The organism is Olleya sp. AS48 (genome assembly GCF_038900355.1).
Classification (GTDB): domain Bacteria; phylum Bacteroidota; class Bacteroidia; order Flavobacteriales; family Flavobacteriaceae; genus Olleya.
In genome coordinates, this window is record NZ_JBBMRD010000006.1 from 99,016 (window position 1) to 117,322 (window position 18,307).

At 29.6% G+C, this 18,307-nt stretch carries 17 protein-coding genes; all 17 read right to left on the bottom strand.

Annotated elements, in window-relative coordinates; all coding sequences use genetic code 11:
• Positions 1 to 8: 8 nt before the first annotated feature.
• The 17 genes from WNY60_RS09060 to WNY60_RS09140 all read right to left on the bottom strand — a co-directional run bounded on the left by WNY60_RS09060 (position 9) and on the right by WNY60_RS09140 (position 18,261).
• Complete coding sequence (locus WNY60_RS09060) at positions 9 to 1,163, bottom strand: acylneuraminate cytidylyltransferase (RefSeq protein ID WP_342862164.1); 1,155 nt, start codon at positions 1,161 to 1,163, stop codon at positions 9 to 11.
• 94 nt (positions 1,164 to 1,257) lie between these two features.
• Positions 1,258 to 2,160: a hypothetical protein gene (locus WNY60_RS09065; protein WP_342862165.1), complete on the bottom strand. Its 903-nt coding sequence runs from the start codon at positions 2,158 to 2,160 to the stop codon at positions 1,258 to 1,260.
• A 2-nt stretch (positions 2,161 to 2,162) separates the two neighbouring features.
• The gene (locus WNY60_RS09070) at positions 2,163 to 3,602 is read right to left on the bottom strand and encodes an MBOAT family O-acyltransferase (protein WP_342862166.1); all 1,440 of its coding nucleotides are present in this window, start codon (positions 3,600 to 3,602) and stop codon (positions 2,163 to 2,165) included.
• Positions 3,603 to 3,616: 14 nt separating this feature from the next.
• Positions 3,617 to 4,585 carry a glycosyltransferase family 10 gene (locus WNY60_RS09075; protein WP_145000196.1) on the bottom strand — a complete coding sequence of 323 codons (969 nt, stop codon included), beginning with the start codon at positions 4,583 to 4,585 and terminating at the stop codon, positions 3,617 to 3,619.
• Between the two features lie 22 nt (positions 4,586 to 4,607).
• Positions 4,608 to 5,486 (bottom strand): glycosyltransferase family 2 protein, encoded by an 879-nt coding sequence (locus WNY60_RS09080; protein ID WP_145000199.1) that lies wholly within the window; start codon positions 5,484 to 5,486, stop codon positions 4,608 to 4,610.
• Between the two features lie 8 nt (positions 5,487 to 5,494).
• Complete coding sequence (locus WNY60_RS09085; protein ID WP_342862167.1) at positions 5,495 to 6,637, bottom strand: glycosyltransferase; 1,143 nt, start codon at positions 6,635 to 6,637, stop codon at positions 5,495 to 5,497.
• Positions 6,634 to 7,818 (bottom strand): glycosyltransferase family 4 protein, encoded by a 1,185-nt coding sequence (locus tag WNY60_RS09090; protein ID WP_342862168.1) that lies wholly within the window; start codon positions 7,816 to 7,818, stop codon positions 6,634 to 6,636. The genes WNY60_RS09085 and WNY60_RS09090 overlap by 4 nt, the downstream gene beginning before the upstream one ends.
• Positions 7,819 to 7,821: 3 nt before the next feature.
• Complete coding sequence (locus tag WNY60_RS09095; protein WP_145000206.1) at positions 7,822 to 8,466, bottom strand: methyltransferase domain-containing protein; 645 nt, start codon at positions 8,464 to 8,466, stop codon at positions 7,822 to 7,824.
• A gap of 9 nt (positions 8,467 to 8,475) precedes the next feature.
• Positions 8,476 to 9,510, bottom strand: a complete 1,035-nt coding sequence (locus tag WNY60_RS09100; RefSeq protein WP_342862169.1) for a hypothetical protein — start codon at positions 9,508 to 9,510, stop codon at positions 8,476 to 8,478.
• 1 nt (position 9,511) lies between these two features.
• Positions 9,512 to 10,441, bottom strand: a complete 930-nt coding sequence (locus WNY60_RS09105) for an NAD-dependent epimerase/dehydratase family protein (RefSeq protein ID WP_261375216.1) — start codon at positions 10,439 to 10,441, stop codon at positions 9,512 to 9,514.
• A 5-nt stretch (positions 10,442 to 10,446) separates the two neighbouring features.
• Positions 10,447 to 11,292 (bottom strand): glycosyltransferase, encoded by an 846-nt coding sequence (locus WNY60_RS09110; RefSeq protein ID WP_342862170.1) that lies wholly within the window; start codon positions 11,290 to 11,292, stop codon positions 10,447 to 10,449.
• Positions 11,293 to 12,105 carry a hypothetical protein gene (locus tag WNY60_RS09115; RefSeq protein WP_145000213.1) on the bottom strand — a complete coding sequence of 271 codons (813 nt, stop codon included), beginning with the start codon at positions 12,103 to 12,105 and terminating at the stop codon, positions 11,293 to 11,295.
• Between the two features lie 3 nt (positions 12,106 to 12,108).
• Positions 12,109 to 12,828 (bottom strand): hypothetical protein, encoded by a 720-nt coding sequence (locus WNY60_RS09120; RefSeq protein ID WP_145000215.1) that lies wholly within the window; start codon positions 12,826 to 12,828, stop codon positions 12,109 to 12,111.
• The gene (locus WNY60_RS09125; protein ID WP_145000218.1) at positions 12,829 to 14,106 is read right to left on the bottom strand and encodes a polysaccharide ABC transporter ATP-binding protein; all 1,278 of its coding nucleotides are present in this window, start codon (positions 14,104 to 14,106) and stop codon (positions 12,829 to 12,831) included.
• A gap of 1 nt (position 14,107) precedes the next feature.
• A complete protein-coding gene (locus WNY60_RS09130) occupies positions 14,108 to 14,986 on the bottom strand; it encodes an ABC transporter permease (RefSeq protein ID WP_145000220.1) in 879 nt (292 codons plus the stop codon).
• A gap of 17 nt (positions 14,987 to 15,003) precedes the next feature.
• Positions 15,004 to 17,460, bottom strand: coding sequence for a tyrosine-protein kinase family protein (locus WNY60_RS09135; protein ID WP_145000223.1), 2,457 nt, complete (start codon positions 17,458 to 17,460; stop codon positions 15,004 to 15,006).
• Between the two features lie 3 nt (positions 17,461 to 17,463).
• Positions 17,464 to 18,261, bottom strand: a complete 798-nt coding sequence (locus tag WNY60_RS09140; protein WP_145000225.1) for a polysaccharide biosynthesis/export family protein — start codon at positions 18,259 to 18,261, stop codon at positions 17,464 to 17,466.
• Between the last annotated feature and the right edge of the window lie 46 nt (positions 18,262 to 18,307).

An 18,307-nucleotide genomic window follows, 5' to 3' on the forward strand; every position in this document is an offset into this window, starting at 1 on the left:
GTATTTACTTAATATCTTTTATTATAATTTTTAATAAACTGACAAGCTTCTCTGATGGCTCCTGCGCCAGATGGTTTTGATAATACAACGTCTGCTATGGTTTTAATTTCGGTCATGGCATTTTGTGGTGCTAATGACCAACCAACGCTACAAATATTAGACATATCGTTGACATCATCACCTACATAAGCCACATTATTTAACGAAAAGCCTTGTTGTCTTGATAAGGTTTGAAGTAACGTGTATTTATCTTTTACACCTAAAAACACTTGCTTAATTTGAAGCTTCTGCATGCGTTTTGCAACCAACTCGGATTGCTCACTTGTCATAATCATAACCTCAACGCCAAATTGTCTTAAAATCTCTAATCCCATGCCATCACGCATATCAAAGCTTTTGGTATGTTCGCCATCCTTGGTATAAGTTATGGTTCCGTCCGTAAAAACTCCATCAACATCTAAGACTAAATGTGTGATTTTATCAGCTTTTTTTAATTGTTGTTGACGTGCTATTAAAAGGTTTTCTACTGTAATCCAATCGGATTCCGTATCAATTTCGTGTAAACTATCTTCTGGCATTTTAACAATACCTATGTTATTTCCTAGTCTATTTTTATGATCTTGTAACACCTGTTTATTACAAGTATAAACTGCTCCATTCTCGATTAACAAGCCTTCAAAATCTTGACGTCTAGGACGCTTGCTAGGATTGTAGTTTATAGCTGTACCATCTGCATTCCATAAAAAACGATGGGTATTAACAACAGTTAATGCGGAATCTTTTCCGTTATCCAAAGCGGTCAAACAATTATTAATGTCTTGTGCTGTAGTAAAAGGTGACGTCGCTTGTAGTAAGCAAAATACATCAAAATCGTAGTGTATTGTTTCTGCAAATTCCAACATAGCACTTTCTGTGGAAGCAGTATCTGTTGCGCTACTGTCACTTCTTAAAAGCCCTTTGATTTTATCTGTATAATGGTATTCTTTTGTAATAAAATCTAATATGGATTGGTCGTCTGTATACACATAAACCGCATCTAAATTAGAGTGTAATGCTTCACCTAAAACCCAAGTGTACAATGGTCTTCCAACCATTTTACGTTTATTTTTACCAGGAATACCTTTTGACCCTTTACGTAAAGGAATAAAACCTATTGTTTTCATATATTGGGTGACTTTAAAACTTTTTAACAATCGCTAAAATACATAATTTAACAGCGAAAATCTTTCAAAACGTTAATAAAATAAAGCAATCTTATTATTTATTTGAGTTTATAAAATCACTAATTTCTGAGGTGAAAATTTTGGCGCCATCACGTATTAAATGAGATTCATCAAAATAAATAGACTCATTTTTATATATAGGATTTAAGGTGTCATAAATTATAACTGAATTTTCAGAGTTATTTAATTGAATAAAACGTTTCATAAACCCAAAATCAAATGCTTTATAATTTGGAGGAAAAACGGTTATTAGCTTAATGTTATTTGTTTGACATAACATTTGAATAGTTTTAAAAGCTTCTATTTTTTTAGGATTTTCATTGTTGACTTGATAAATCAGTTTTTCATCCTGATACTCCAATGTTATTGGTCTTTTTATTGGGTTTGGCATAGAGCCACAATCTGTTAAAACCTCATTAGGTAATACTTTTTTCTTTTTAGTTGAAAAATCTTTTCTATTAAGCCTTAATAAACCAAAAATTTTCGAACCATAATTACGCTTACCTCTAGCTATTAATTTATTGTTTATATAATTGTATTTTGAAAACGGAAACAATACGTCATCTCTAAAACGCAATGGATTACCCTTAGCAAAAGTATATTTATGGTCTAATAGAAGTAATACTTTTTTAGGTGGTGGGTTAAGTTTAAGATAGGTTTCCAGGATAAATAATTGAAAAATGATATCGACTCCTTTATAAGACAGATTATAGCTAGACAAACCTGTTTCGTTTTCTAACTGACAAGCTAAAATATTATTTGCGCCTCTAGAAGAGCCTATAATAATTAAATCTTTATTAAAACTTCCTGTAACTACTTTTTCTAAACGCCTATCATGTTCTTTTTCTGGAGCATTATTAATAAAGTACCAACTTGCTTTTTCCAATAAAAAGAAAACTATAAAAAACGATAACAACGTAAGTAAAAAACGTTTCATGCTTAAAATTGAAAATATATAAACTCTTGCTGAGTATCACTACTGAAAACAAAAATGATAGCGATTATAATCATATAAAAAGCCCATCTAATAACCCTAGATTGTTTAAGCAGCAAGACTTCTATTGCATAGTGTTGACGTCTTCCAATCCATTCTATTCCTATAAAAAATAGAATAAGCACTAGTAAATTAGTTGGTCTAATGGTTGGTACAGTTAATAAACTAGTATTAAATAGACCTTTTAAATACGTAAATGCATGTGTAACGCTTTCTGCCCTAAAAAAGACCCAAGCAATAACGGTTAGACCAAAAGTAAGTCCCATTTGCACCAGTTCTTTTATATTTGGTAATTTTGAATCTTGTGCTACAACATCTAAATTAGTTCTGTTACGTTTAGCCAATAGTAATGGTAAAAAATAAAGCGCATTTAAAAATCCCCAAATAATAAACGTCCAATTGGCACCATGCCAAAACCCACTGACTAAAAATATTATAAACGTGTTACGCACTTTCATCCAAGTGCCACCTTGACTTCCTCCTAATGGAATGTATAAATAATCCCGAAACCATGTGGATAAGGATATGTGCCAGCGTCGCCAAAATTCGGCTATATCTCTTGAAAAATATGGAAAGGCAAAGTTTTGCTTTAAGTTAAAACCAAATAATCTTGAGGTTCCGATTGCAATATCAGAATACCCAGAAAAATCACCATAAATCTGAAAAGTAAAAAATAATGCACCTATTAGCAAAGTACTACCAGTATGTTCCGATGAGTTATTAAAGATTTGATTGGCATACTCGGCACAATTGTCTGCAATAACTACTTTTTTAAAAAATCCCCAAAGTATTTGTCTACATCCATCCACAGCTTGACTATAATGAAATTGGCGTTTTTTATAAAACTGTGGCAGCAAATTGGTAGCTCGTTCTATTGGTCCTGCCACTAATTGTGGAAAAAAACTAACAAAGGCTAAAAATGATACAATATCTTGTGTTGGCTCAAGTTTTCGCTTATAAACATCTATGGTGTAACTTAAGGTTTGAAAGGTGTAAAAACTTATACCAACTGGTAAAATAATATCTAACGTATTAGGCTGAATTGAACTCCCGAAAAAAGAGAAAGCGTCAACAAAACTATCTATAAAGAAATTATAATATTTAAAAAAACCTAAAAACCCTAAGTTTACAAGGATACTGGACCACAGCAACAACTTTCTTTTAGAGGGTTGTGCTGTTTTTATTAATTGTAAACCAATGGTGTAATCTACAAGAGAACTAAAAACAATTAAAGATAAAAAACGCCAATCCCACCAACCATAAAACACATAACTAGCAACAACTAATAATGCATTTTGCAGTTTTAAATTTTTATTGGTTACAAACCAATACAGTATAAAAACTATTGGCAAAAACAGGGCGAAGTCTAGGGAGTTAAAATACATTTATCCTGATTTGTTTATAGTTTTATCTTATTTTTTATTTTTCTAATTATTCTAGTAACCTCAATACTTTTTGGATAATTATCAAAATAGTCATTCCCGCCTTTAATGGATATTATTTTTTTCTTTTCATTAGATTTAATACCTTCTCTAGATACAATTGCGTTAATTTGATTGCTAATAAAAGGAAAAATTTGATACTTATCTAACACTAAAGTTCTAGCAGCTTTAAGCGCTTCAATTTTTTGGTTATAATTATTTGAGTGTACTATCTCTTTTAAAAATTGTTTAATATGTTTATCCTTTGGATCAATTTGAATTATTGCTTCTTTTGGAAAATAATCTTCTATCCTATCACAACCAAAATACAAAGGCACTGTATAACTTAAAAAACAGTCCGATATTTTTTCTGTCCAATTAAATGGGTTTTTAAAATTCTCATAAGCAATAGCATATTTAGCGTTCCTCATGACATCCCATTTACTATCTACTTCTTTAATTCCTCTTCCGTATAGCTCAATAAATGATAAATCTGAAATACTCTCCAAAAAATCCATTCTTTTATTATGCTGAATAGAAGCACGTTGATTACTTGTAACCCAAACAATTTTATCTTCTTTTTTTAAACTTTCCGGTTTTAATTTTTTAAAATAGTTATAATCTTTATCCAAATGCCAAGGTAGCGCTGGTTGAGATTTTATGTATTTACCTCCTTCTTGTATTTGATTATACACAACTGAAGATTGCTTGTTAGCAAATTGCCTGTATTTTGATATTTCATTAGCGGGCTCTAAACATATATGTAGGATATGATTTGGGTTTACCTTAACAGTAACATCAGACTTTGGATAATCTAAAATTACTAAAAAATCACATTCGGCAACATCTTCCTCAGTAAACGTAATATTATTCCACTTAAAAGACTGATTTGGAGTTTGTCTTTTTATATCTGGATAGGGATAATATCTGCAAATTTTAACTAACATATAATGTTTAAAATGTTTATGATTAATAGTTCAATCCTTTTAAGCGCTGCTTTTTCTCAATAGTTTCTTGTTTGACGGGTTGCCTAAATTTTAAAATTTTAAAAAGATTAATAATCACTTTAAAAACAACTGTTATAAAAGATTTAAAATATCTTATATCTGTTAAGGCATACTTTTTAAAATTGTGTAACAAAGTTTTTAAAACCTTTTTAATTGGCTTTGGATAATACACTAAATAATAACGTATAGCGTTATTTAACTGACGTTCAAATCTAAAATAATTTCTTCCTTGAAGCTTTCGTTTTTCTATATCAATACGATGATTTACTATAATTCTTGGATCATAAATTATTTGATAACCCAAATCCAAAACCTCTAAAGCTAATGCAGGCTCTTCGCCATAAATATCTATCCAAACCGGAAAACCGTTTGTAGCAGTATAGACCTCTTTTTTAATAGCAAAGCCACAACCAATAAAATCATTAGTATAATAAGATTCTATTGATTTAGACTGCTGCAATGCTTCTTCATCTGAAATAAATACACCACGTACTTCCTGAAATGCAATAATACCGATATTTTTATTTGTGCTAAACCTAGCTTGAATAGTGCTAATAAAATTTTGACTTAAAGGGTGTGCATCGTCATCTAAACCAACAAATAAATCTCCTTGTGCTTTTTTATATAATATATGTCTAGCAGGCGAAGCACTAATGCTTTTTTTAGACACGGTCCAATTAACCCAGTCAAAATCATTAGTAATGGTTTCGGTTTTTGAACAACCATCAATAAATACCAACACTTCATGAATAGAAAAATCCATTAAAAATTTTAGCTTCTTTAAAGTTAAAACTAAATCTTCGGGTCTGTTTTTTGTGACTATTAAAAATGAAATCTGCATCCTTTAATTTAATTGTTTTTTAGCTTTTGGTAAAGTTGAACAATTGTTGGTTGCAATATACTACGTTTGTAATTTTTATTAATAAAATTGATATTATATTCTTGAGCCTTTACCCTTAAAATTTCATCTTGCAAAGCTTGTTCTATCAAGGTTGCTATAGCTCTAAAATCTAATGGATTATGGATTAAAAAACCATTGACGCCATCATTAATCACTTCTTCTGTTGCGCCTCCAGGATTTGATTGAATGGGAAATGCTCCCATTGCCATAGCTTCTAAAAGCGCATTAGGCATGCCATCGGAAAGGTTATTTCCTAAATGTAAAACACTACTACCCATTATTTTTAATAACTTTTTATTGTCTAGTCTTTGGTGTCTTGGGTATATTGTATAATCTAAAAGTTTAAAAACATCTGATTGCTTGATATAATCTATAACCTCAACATCTGCACTATAACAATGTATAGTCATGTTTTTAAGTAAATTAACAGCTACAATTTCTAAAGCTTTTACAATTTGAATAGCTTCTCCAACATCATATTGATAGCCTTTAAAGATTATATTTTTTCTTTGATTTGTTTTTTTTATATGCTCCGTATTAATAGCTAATCCTCCATTACCAGGTAAGACGTAAAAAGGACTACGGTATCCTAAGCTTTGTATTATGTCAACATCCCTTTTACAATCTGATATTAACAAATCAATACGCTTAATAAACGTGTTAACTTTTTTGGGATTTACACCATGTTGTTTATAATAAAACACATCGCTTCCCCATGAAGAATAAATTAAGGGTATTTTATTTTGTGACATTACAGGTAAAATAGGCAAACCTGATAATTTCATTTCAAAACAATGGACTAAATCTGGTTGAATTTGTTCTAATGCCTTTTTAAAAGCATTAGTCACATCCGTTTCATTTACTTTTTGAATCTTGCTATATAACTTAGGTAACTTTTTTTTTACTTGAGTCCTAAACGGAAAATTCCATTTTAATTTCCATCCTTTTATTTGAGTAACCCATTCAATTTTTGAAGATTTAGGTCCTCCATCAGTGATATCGAACCAATACACCTCATAGTCAGAATGCTTCAATTGGTTAACCCACTGAAAAAAATGATGGTTTGGAATGGCGACCATTAATAACTTCATGGCTTTTTTCTAAATAAAACTTGATAAGAAGTGTTAAATTTATCAATATTAAAATTATCTAATGCATAATTGTTAGCGTTAGTTGATATTATTTTTAAATATTGTTCATTTTCTATCAAATAGGAAATGTTTTCAATAAACCTCTCAACTATGGATGATTTGTGTTCTGAAGAAATTAACAATCCATTTTTCATGTGATTAATATGTTGGCTAATTCCGCCAACATTTGTAGCTATTGGTATGGTGCCAAATATCATAGACTCCATAATTACCATAGGAAATCCCTCATATACTGAGGTTATAACTACTGCTGTTAAACTTTTATACAACTCATCCAATTTTTTAGGATCTGTAATTTCTCCTAAAAAAGAGACTCCAGAATTCTCAATTTTTGATAGATTAGATTTCATACCTGTTCCAGCCATAACAAACTCAACCTCAGGGTATTTACGAATAATTTGTTTAGCAACGTCTAAAAAAATCTCTGGTCTTTTTTCAGCAGACCATCTACCAATAAAACCAAATTTTAAAATTCGGTTGTCATCTTTCTTATAGTTTAATCCTTTATTAACATCTACACCATTTTGTATTATTACTAATTTATCACTTATTTTTTTACTTAATTTATTGTTGGTATAAATTGAAATTAAATCTTCTTTAGCTTTAGTATTAATACAAATTCGAGAATCAATAAATTGACAGCTGTTTACAAACTGTAATTCTCTTGGATCATTTTCGCTTAACGCATGTATTAAATCAACTTTATAAATATCTGATTTAATTTTAGGCAATAATTGATAAAAATAATCTGTATTGGAACCAAATACAGAATGTATTGATTTACTTTTATTAATAATTTTTAAAATTTTATTTTCTAAAAACTTATTAAGAACCGCAGATTTTTTATTTTTAATATTATTAATTTCTACAATATTTGCAAGAGTTTTAAAAGCACTGTGATAATTTTTGGTTGCTGACAAATGGGTAAAAATAATGTAGATATTTTGTTTCTCTAGAGCTTTAACAATATTCAAATGCACTTTTTCAGCACCACCTGTATGATAATAGGGAAAGAAAAAAACCAAATCTGCATTTCTAATTTTGTTGGTTTCTAAAAGGCAGAATTTACAAAAATAATAAAACCCTAAAAAAAACTTGTAAATGGTTTTTAACTGCTTCACTATTTATACATTTTTACTTTTTATAGCTTTACAACAAACCATTGTATCATCATTTAAAAGGATAACATCTGTAACTATCAAGTTTGAATACTTTTCGATTTGATTTTTTAAGGTATAAGGACTGTACCAACAATTATGATCTGGATGTACAACTTCTATGATTTTATTCTTTCCATAAAAATTTCGTTTCATATGGACTTGAGCAAAACAATTTGGTGCTGTGATATAAAAAACATCTGCATTGACCGTTGATAAACCTTGTAAAAATATTCTAACGTTATCAACATGTTCTATAGTTTCTGGTACCAAACAAATATCATAATGTTGATTGTTTAGTTGTTCAAACTCTGAGTAAAAAGGTTGGTCAACATATTTTTTTAGATTGTCAATCCCTTCCTTATCAATATCAAAGCCATGAATTTTTGAAGTTACTTTGGATAACTTAATATGCAAATTATAACTTGGATCAAAAATTGGCCAATCAGTGCATCCAAAATGCAAAACTTTTTTGGACTGACACAAATCTTCAAAATACTTAAATCGGTTATTAACCGATTTAAAAAAAACTTCTTGTTGCCAAAACTTATCGTGCTTTTGATACAGCGCTCTAGTATCAACTTTTAAAATATTTAAAATTTTATTTATCATAGTTTAATGTTAATGACTTACATAATTAGCTACCTGCTTCTTATTTAAACCTTTTTGTTTTAGAATAAAACGTAATAAAGGTCTAAACTTTATCACATTCTTAAAAATCTTATGAGCTAAAATATACTTAACTGTATTTTTCTTTAAAGTTTTTAAAGACGAGTAATCAATGTATTTTTGTTCTCTTGATTTTAAAGCATCAAAGTTGTCTTGCATCCAAGGTTCAAATACATTACCTAAATGGTAAGCATTATTTGTATACGTTGACAAACGATAACCATCCACTAACACCACTGGCTTATCCATGTATAAAAACTCGCTATCTCCATCTATTAAATAAGCACTATTGTCTTCTGGAAGCGCTTTAAATACTTCTGATTTATAGGTAGCAACAAAATGAGAACAGCCTAAAACTGCTACAGTATTGTCTTTGGCAATTAATGTACCTATGCTGTCACCAAACTCTTCTGGTAAATGGGTCCAACCTATACTTTTTACAAAATTCTCTAAGGCATCAACATCTTTAACTGCTCTAAATTTTAATTTATTTGAAAACAAATACTTACTCCAAATATTGGCTGTTAAATCTAGATGCTTTCTGTAAAGTGGGACTGGACAAACAGCTCCTGCTTTTGGAAAAGATTTGAAAACAGAAACGACCTCATCCTCCCAATGATCTAAAAATAATACGTCTGCGTCTGTTATGGTTACTAAACGCTCTTCAACTGTACGTAAAGCTTTTAAAAGGCTATTAATTTTTCCTATGCCTTCCTTTTCTATAATAAGCTCATCAATCTCTTGTTCTTTGTATAACTGCAAAAGTCTTTGATTAACCTCAAAAGAACATTTATTGCTAATAATAGAGATTTTTAATTTTGAGCATGCAGTTTTTAAGATTGAAAACAGACATAATTCAAAAATCTGATAGGCATCTTTAAAGTAATCATTTTCATGCGGAATGTGTAAAGGTATTATTACCCTATGATCACATGGCTCTTTAACAACTAACTTACCGCCTTTAGTAGGGTTATATCCTTTACGCATATTATATTTTACTGTAATGTTTAACTAGTTTTAAAACACCATCTTCTAACGACATCAAATCTCTGCCTAAAACTTTTTTCATTTTTGAAGTATCTGGACAACGTCTAGCCATATCACCTTCTTCTAATGCTGGCAAATAAACAATATTACTTTTTGAGTTGGTAAGCCTAATAATCTCTTGAGCAAGAGATAAAATGGTTTGTTCTAAATCACTACCAACATTTAAAACCTCATTAACACAAGATTTATCTGTAATAGCTTTAATACAGGTCTCAACATTGTCGTCAACGTAACAAAACGATCGTGTTTGCAATCCATCGCCATAAATATTAATATTTTTATCTTGCAGTGCTAATTTTAAAAAACGTGGTAATACAAAATCTTCACTTTGATTTGGGCCATAGGTATTAAAAAATCTAAAAATGGTATACTCTAATCCATATTCTTGATAGTAAGATTTAAAAAAAGCTTCACCAACATTTTTGACTATAGCATAAGGTAATCTAGAATTTAATGGCGTCGTATTTTCATTTTGAGGGATTTCAAAAGGCTCTCCATAAACTTCTGAAGAACTTGAATAAAACACCCGTTTTACACCAGAATTTTTTGATAACGATAGCACATTTTTAATACCTTCAATATCCTCAAGAACACTCATTGGGTTTTCTAAAGTACGCTTAACACCAACCATGGCTGCATAATGAAACACATAATCAAAATCATAACGTGCAAAAATTGGAGCAATGTCATTATATGTATTAACATTGGCTTTAATAAATTTTACATTATCTAGTTTTGGCACTTTATTAAGGCTTCCTGTAGATAAATTGTCAACAATAATAATCGTATTTGATTTATCCCTAGCCAAATGTTTTGCCAGTGTACTACCTACATTTCCTGCGCCTCCTGTTATTAAATATGTTATTTTCAATTATTCTAATATTTAGTTGTTAATATAAATCTGCTAAAAAAACCCAAACCTATTGATTTTAATATCTTAATTACAAATAGCTTGACTTTAATCGAACGTCTAGAACCCCATTTCTTATGATAAGAAATGACACCCTCTACCATCTTTTTATCCTTTAAAATCCAAGTCCAATTTTCATTTATTAAATACTTTGGTGTAGCTGATGGTAATTCACTATAATTTATATTGTTTTCTTGGTTATATGAAACACTTTCTAAATGATTTACCCTAGCATTAGTCACTAAGGCATGTTTTATGTTATATTTTTGTAATTGCATAGCATAATCAAAATCTGCGTAATAAAAATTAAATTCTTCATCTAACATCTTTATTTTATCTATAACATTTTTGTGCAAAATTATACACCAACCCGTTAAGTGCTTTTGAATTTGGTACCCTAAAATAAACGAATTATTCTTTATACTTTCCATTGGTAATTTATTAGATTTTTGATCATAAGGAGAAAATGATTGTATTTTAGGATTATTAAAAGCTACATTTTGTAAATTTGCCAACCATTCTTTTGTGTATTTTACGTCATTATTACTTAAAATATAATAATTACCAGATGCCTCTTTTATTCCAATATTCAAAAATTTATGAAAATTAAAATCTGCTTGTGGTGTTATAATTTTCAAATTTTGAATTGAGTAAACATAATTTGCTTTTTCATTACTTTCTATCAGTATGATTTCAAAAGTACTATCTATGTATTCTATACTTTTAATAAAGGTGTTAAAACAGTCTTCATTCATTTTAAAAATAAATTCAGAATCTGTTTTGGAAAGTACTATTAAAGAATATTCTACCATTTACTTCTTTAAAAGTTTTTGTATGGCAGTATCCATTTTATCTGAATCTGACCTGAATTTATTTCTCCCTTTTAAACCATCAATATATATGTTTGGTAAATGATGTATTAGATTGTCTTCAAACTCTGAAATACAAATTAGTTTTTTCATACCACCATAATCGTAGACATCTGTGTTAACTTTACATTTCACACTATAATTGTTCGGATGTTTTAATGGTAATTTTAGTATTTTTTTTATTTTATTTAAAAATTTATCTATAAAACTTAGAGGTATATCTTTTACTAATTTATTAAAATCAAAACGCTTTCCTATAGTTAATAATTGTTGTTTAGTTAAAATAAAACCTGCTTGATGTGTATTAGTAAAATGTGCGAATTTTTTTCCATCGTAATTCTCTACTGAGTCATACCTCCAATCAAATTGAAGATGATATCCAGGATAATAACGTCCAGTTTCATTTTCTTCAAACTGAATCAACCCTGTAATTCTATTTTTTGGAAGTATTTTGACGTATTCTAAATGCTTATCTATATGTTTTTCAAGAAACATATGGTCGTTCTCACCAAAAATAAAAACATCAAAATCGTTTTTGTTTTCCCAAATAATTTTTCTACAGGTTAGTGGTAATAATTGATAGTCCTCTAATTCTATAACATTAACTTTGTCTACACCTTCAATATTTAATGGTATATTTGATTGAACAATAATTGTTACTTTGTAGTTTTTAAAACTTTTAAGTTCTGATACAACTTGTTCTAGATAATTCAATTGTTCATCTCCATAGTTAACTAATACAGCAAGTATATCCATATCTTAAAATGTAGTTGAATATTTATACTTATTAGAAACAATTAGGCTTACTGTTTTGACTCCTGAATATTTAGCCTTAAAGAAAACAATCTCTTTTTCTTTAAAAATCATTTGTAATGCGTCAAAAGTATCCTGTTCTCCTTTTCTTTGACAATCATCTATCAAAATTACAAACTCGCTTTCTTTGGTGAATTTTTCTGCCAAATAGAATATGTCAAATCTTGAGAATCGTTCACTACCATGAGGTCCATCCACAATATATAATTCTGCTTGAAAATCTATTTGATTTTTTAAGTCTTTGTAAGTATTGACACTAAATCCATTAATCTCTTTCCTTTCTAAAGGACAATGTATAAGACTCGTATTATTAGTTAATTGAAAATTAGATTGAAAATGAATTTTCCAATCCATATTTTGCTCAATAACCACATATTTGCAATCATAATTTAAACCTTTAATACAAGATGAAATAAACTTAGTAGATTCACCTAAACCAAATTCAATAATTGTTTTTGGTTTAAAATCATGCATTATTCTATTCAAAACATAAAAAAAAGCATAGTTACCTGCCCATCTACCGATATTCAAACTCAGATTTTCTAAATACGATTTACCTCTGATACTATCATGGTATACGTTTGCCCAATCTAACTCTTTAAGCCAATCCTTTACAGTATATTCTTGCACCTCTTGTTTAATGTTCTTTCTTTTAAAAAAATTCATTTAACTATGTTTTATTGAATAATCAAGCAAAATTTTACCTTGATTGTTAGGTACTTTTGCATCTGACTCATAATATTTTCCGTCTAAAATTTCAAAATCAAAAGCATTTTGTATCCAATCGGATACTTCTCCTTTACATTCCAAATATGTTGTCACATAATATATTCCTTTCTGTAGATTAAGCTTTTCTAATTCGAAACTAATTGTTTTTACAACATTGTTTTTTGATTTAACATCATAGGGAATAACCGATGTACTGAGCCAAGCATATTTTTGACCTAAACTATCATCTATTCTAATATCTAATCTCACATCACAAACTTTAAAATTACTATTGTTAGAAATGTCAAAACTTATAGAAAATGGAAGACCAACTGTACCATGGAAATCATTTCCTATGCTCTTAGTTTTTACAGAAGTAATTTTAATAACTCCATTACCTTTTCTTTCTAAACTTTCAAAATTTTCTTTTTCCTTTCGCATCTGACTAAGGTATAGGTTGATAATATTATCCACGCTACCTGTAGACCTTATTCTTCCTTTTTCTACTAAAATTGCTCTAGTACATAAATTTTTAATTGCCGACATATTATGACTGACAAACAAAACTGTTCTCCCCTCTCCACGACTTATATCTTGCATTTTACCAATAGCCTTTTTCTGGAATTCGGCATCACCAACCGCTAACACCTCATCAATCACCAATATTTCTGGTTCTAAAAAGGCTGCTACTGCAAAAGCTAATCGTACAGTCATACCAGAGCTATAACGTTTAACTGGCGTATCTATATAGCGCTGACAACCTGAAAACTCGATAATTTCGTCAATTTTAGAAGAAATTTCTTTTTTAGTCATTCCTAAAATAGCTCCATTAAGATAGACGTTTTCTCTACCAGTCATTTCGCCATGAAATCCTGTACCCACTTCTAATAAAGACGCTATACGTCCTTTAGTTTTAATCTCGCCTGTTGTTGGTCCTGTGACTTTAGATAAAATTTTGAGCAAAGTAGATTTTCCTGCTCCATTCTTACCAATAATCCCTAAGACTTCACCACGTTTAACTTCAAAATTAATATCTTGTAAAGCCCATACATACTCTGACTGTGCTTTAGTACTACGATCATTACTCTCGCCTACTTTTAAATAGGGATCTGCTTTACCTCGTACTTTATGCCACCATCTATTTAAATCGTGACTGATGGTTCCTGTACCGACTAATCCTAAACGGTATTGTTTAGAGATGTGTTCTGCTTTTAAAATAATGTCTTTTTCTTCCATATTACACAGTATCTATAAAAGACTTTTCGGTTTTATTAAATATAACTAGTCCTATTAAAAACAAAATAACACTTATAACACCTGCGTAAATAAAATTGCTAAACGCAAAGCTTCCAACGCCCAAAGTCATCTGTCTAAATAACTCTATAATGGTTGTCATTGGGTTATAGGCTACTAACCATGAATATTCTGGTAATTTCTCTTTAAAATAGGATAAGGGATACATCACTGCAGAACCATACATTAACAACTGTACACCAAAACCTACCAAAAAGGTTAAATCACGATATTTAGTGGTCATTGAAGATATAATCATACCTAAACCTAACCCTATTAAACCCATAAATATAATTAGTATAGGTAATAGTATAATAGTCAGTTGTGGTACGGCATTACTGGCTGTATCTGTAAAAAACACAAAGTAGATATAAAACGAAATAAACACTAATAGCTGAATTCCAAATTTTATAAGATTAGAAAACACAATAGATAAGGGTGTGATAACTCTAGGAAAGTACACCTTACCAAATATACCTTGATTAGCCTTAAAAGTATCACTTGTTCCTGTTAAGCAAGAGCTAAAATAGTTCCAAGAGGTGATGCCTGCCAAATTAAATAAAAAGGAAGGAATACCATTACCTGTAGGTATAGCAGCTAGATTGTTAAAGATTAGTGTAAAGATTACTGAGGTAAACAAGGGTTGTATAAAATACCACAAAGGGCCTAATATGGTTTGTTTATACTGTGTGATGATATCACGCTTTACAAATAAAAACAATAAATCACGATACCTCCATATCTCTTTAAAATTGAGATTTATAAGCTTTTTTTTGGGCGAAATGGTGTATAACCAATCTGATTTAATATGTTTACTCTCCAAATTTATTATTTTATTGCTTATTTAAATGGATTTAAAAATGCTATAATTTTTTTAGTAAAAGATGTATTCTTTTTTTCCTCCTCATGATACCCATTACCATAAGCACCATAACCATAGCTATATCCATAACCGTAGCCATAACCATATTTTCCTTTTTGGTCATAACCATTATATAAAAAACTAATATTTTTAACCTCTCCTTTTTTATGTTTATCGGTTATTAGAGATAGCATTTCTTTTTTGGTATAATCTTGACGGACAACATACAAAGAGGCATCTACATAATCTTTTAGCTCCAATGCATCAGCAACTAAGCCAACTGGTGGTGTATCCAATATAATATAGTCATACAACTCTTTTAATTCAGCAATAAACTGATCCATTTGTGCACCAATAAGTAATTCCGATGGATTTGGTGGAATAGGTCCAGAGGTTATAACATCAAGGTTTTCAACTTTAGTGTGTTGCACAACTTCTTGCAAAGATTTTTGCCCAATCAAATAATTTACTGCACCTGTAGTATTGTCTATATCAAAATCTCCAAATATTTTAGGTTTACGTAAATCTAATCCAACTAATACTGTTTTTTTACCACTTAAAGCAAATACAGTTGCAATATTAATTGAGCAAAAGGTTTTACCTTCTCCACTAACTGAAGAGGTAACCATAACAGTCTTAGTACCATTCAATTCATGCTTTTTATACATAAACTGCAAACTAGATCTAATAGCTCTAAACGCTTCTGCAATAGCAGATTTAGGCTTATTATACACTGCTAAATTGTTTTCAGAGTCATTTTTACCAACAACACCTAATAATGGGATTTTAGCTAATTTTTCTAAATCATTTGGTGTATGAATTTTATTATCAAAAAATGTAATAATGAAAGACAATAACAAAATAGGGATTAAAGCTGCTAAAATAGCAAATACATAACGTATATTAAGATTAACAGCATTACGTCCTTGACCAACATCTTTAGCTGGCTCAATAAAAATAATATCAGAAATATTTGAAGCTTTAATTAAATCAGCCTCACCTCGTTTAGCTAAATATAAATTATAAGTACTTTGACTTAATAAATATTCACGCTCAATAGCTTCTAATTTTTGCTGGTTTTCTGGTAGAGTTGAAAATTCTCGCTCTGAACTATATATTCTAGAGTTTAAGGATTGTAACTGAAAACCTATATTCGCTCTTACTGAAGCGATGTTTTCAATCATGACATTTTTAAGCGACTCTATTTGATTATTCAAATCATCAAATACAGACACATTATCCCTTACAGAAGTTTCTAAAGTAGATTTTTGGACAGATAAGGCTACTATATTAGAAATTCCTCCTATTATATTAGAATCATCAATACCTTGCAGAGCTGGTGCAGGAAAACTAGTAAAATCAGAACTAGTCAATAGATAATTTTTCAATAAATCATACGACATTAAACTTTCATTTAAAAGTTCTTTTTGAGTGTTATAGTCTTCTATTTTACTTGATAAAATCTCACTCTCACCTTTAATATCAAAAATTTTATTACTACGTTTAAAATCATTTAAGGAGTCCGCTTTTCTATTTAATTGCCCTTTAACACGAGCTAATTGTTTATCAATAAAAGCAACTGTATTAATTGCATATTGATTTTTTCGTTGGAGTTGGTCGCGCTCTAAAATAAAAACTGAAGTGTTAATATAGTCAACTATCTTAGATTTATTTTTATTAGTTAATCTGACTGTTAATAATGGTGAATTTTGCTGATTAGAAACCACATAACTATTTGAAAATTCAGATACGGTAGCATTAAAATTATTGTATTCTATAAAAAACTCCTCATTTTTTTTAATAGCTACATTACCTCTTTTTATTAGACTTCCTTTTAAAAAAGGCAAGTCAATGTATTCCTCAAACTTATAAATTTGAGAGAAAACCGAGGAAGACACTGAAAAAGATTTTATCTCTTTAGTATAAAAATTTTGCGCATTTACAGTTTCAGACTCTCCTAAATCATAAGATAACTTAAACGTTTCAGAATCTAAAAACTCAAGTTTTATAGGATGTCCGATCAATTGGTAAGCACTATCTAAACCTACAAATTTAAACTGATGACTGCCATATATATCTGTTTTGTAAAAACGACCTTGCTTTAGATAACTTAAATATAAATCTAAACTATCCACGACTTTTTCGTGATGCTTTCTAGATTTTAAATTTAACAGTACCTCTTGTACTTTTCCAGATATTCCTCCATAGTTAAAAATCAAACTAGTATTGGAAGTAAATAAAGGATTCTTATCATCTTGCACTGTAAGAGAAGCTTCTATTGTATAAGGAAACTCCCTTCTGATATTCTGCTGATAAACAACATATAAGCCAACAATCAAAGCCAACAAAAACCATTTCCAATAACTAATAGATCTAAAGATAAATGCTTTAAAATCAAAAATCTGACTATTATCTATCCCTCTTGGCTGTTCCATATTTTATAGATTTTTAGCTAAAAAATAAGTACTAACTAAAACTGAAAATATACTTGCTATAGTCGTTAAAGTTTGTGTCGCAGTTTGGCCACCTCCTAAAGACTTTCGCTTTAAAGGCTTGACCATAATAATATCGTTAGGTTGTATGTAATAAAACTCAGATTTCATGGCAGCCATATCAGTCAAATCAATATGATGAATTTTCTGTCCCTGTGGATATTGTCTTAATATTAAAACATCTTTTCTATCACCTGTTTGAGTTATATCACCAGCGTTAGCAATAGCTTCAAGAATATTTACTCGATCTTGATACAAAACCTGTGTTCCTTTGTTCTCTATTTCTCCTAAAGTAGAATATTTTAACCCTGACAATTTAACGGTAACAAATATTTTAGCAGTCTCTTTTAAGTATTTTTGTAATATTACAGTTTTAATTTTTTCTTCAACTTCATCAGTTGTAAAACCTAATACATTTATTTCTCCTAAAATTGGAAATTCAATATTACCGTGTAAATCAACCGTAAACCCATCATAATATAATGATTGATCAGAATTACCTATTTCATTTGTTGTAGGATTAAAGATTTGAACTAAATCAGAAACCTCTTTCTTTTCAGCTTTAACATTTACACTTAACAAATCATTAACCTGAACACGATAAGGAGATGCTAAAGCCTGCAATTGCAACGAGTCGTTAATAACCGTACCTTTATCTTGCAAGTAAACAACATCTTTTTGAGTAATACATGAGGTACTTACAAGCCCAAGCACTAGGACAAGACACATTACAATTTGCTTCATTTTTACAGGTTTGTTAATTCACAAATATAACCTTTAGCACTTTAAA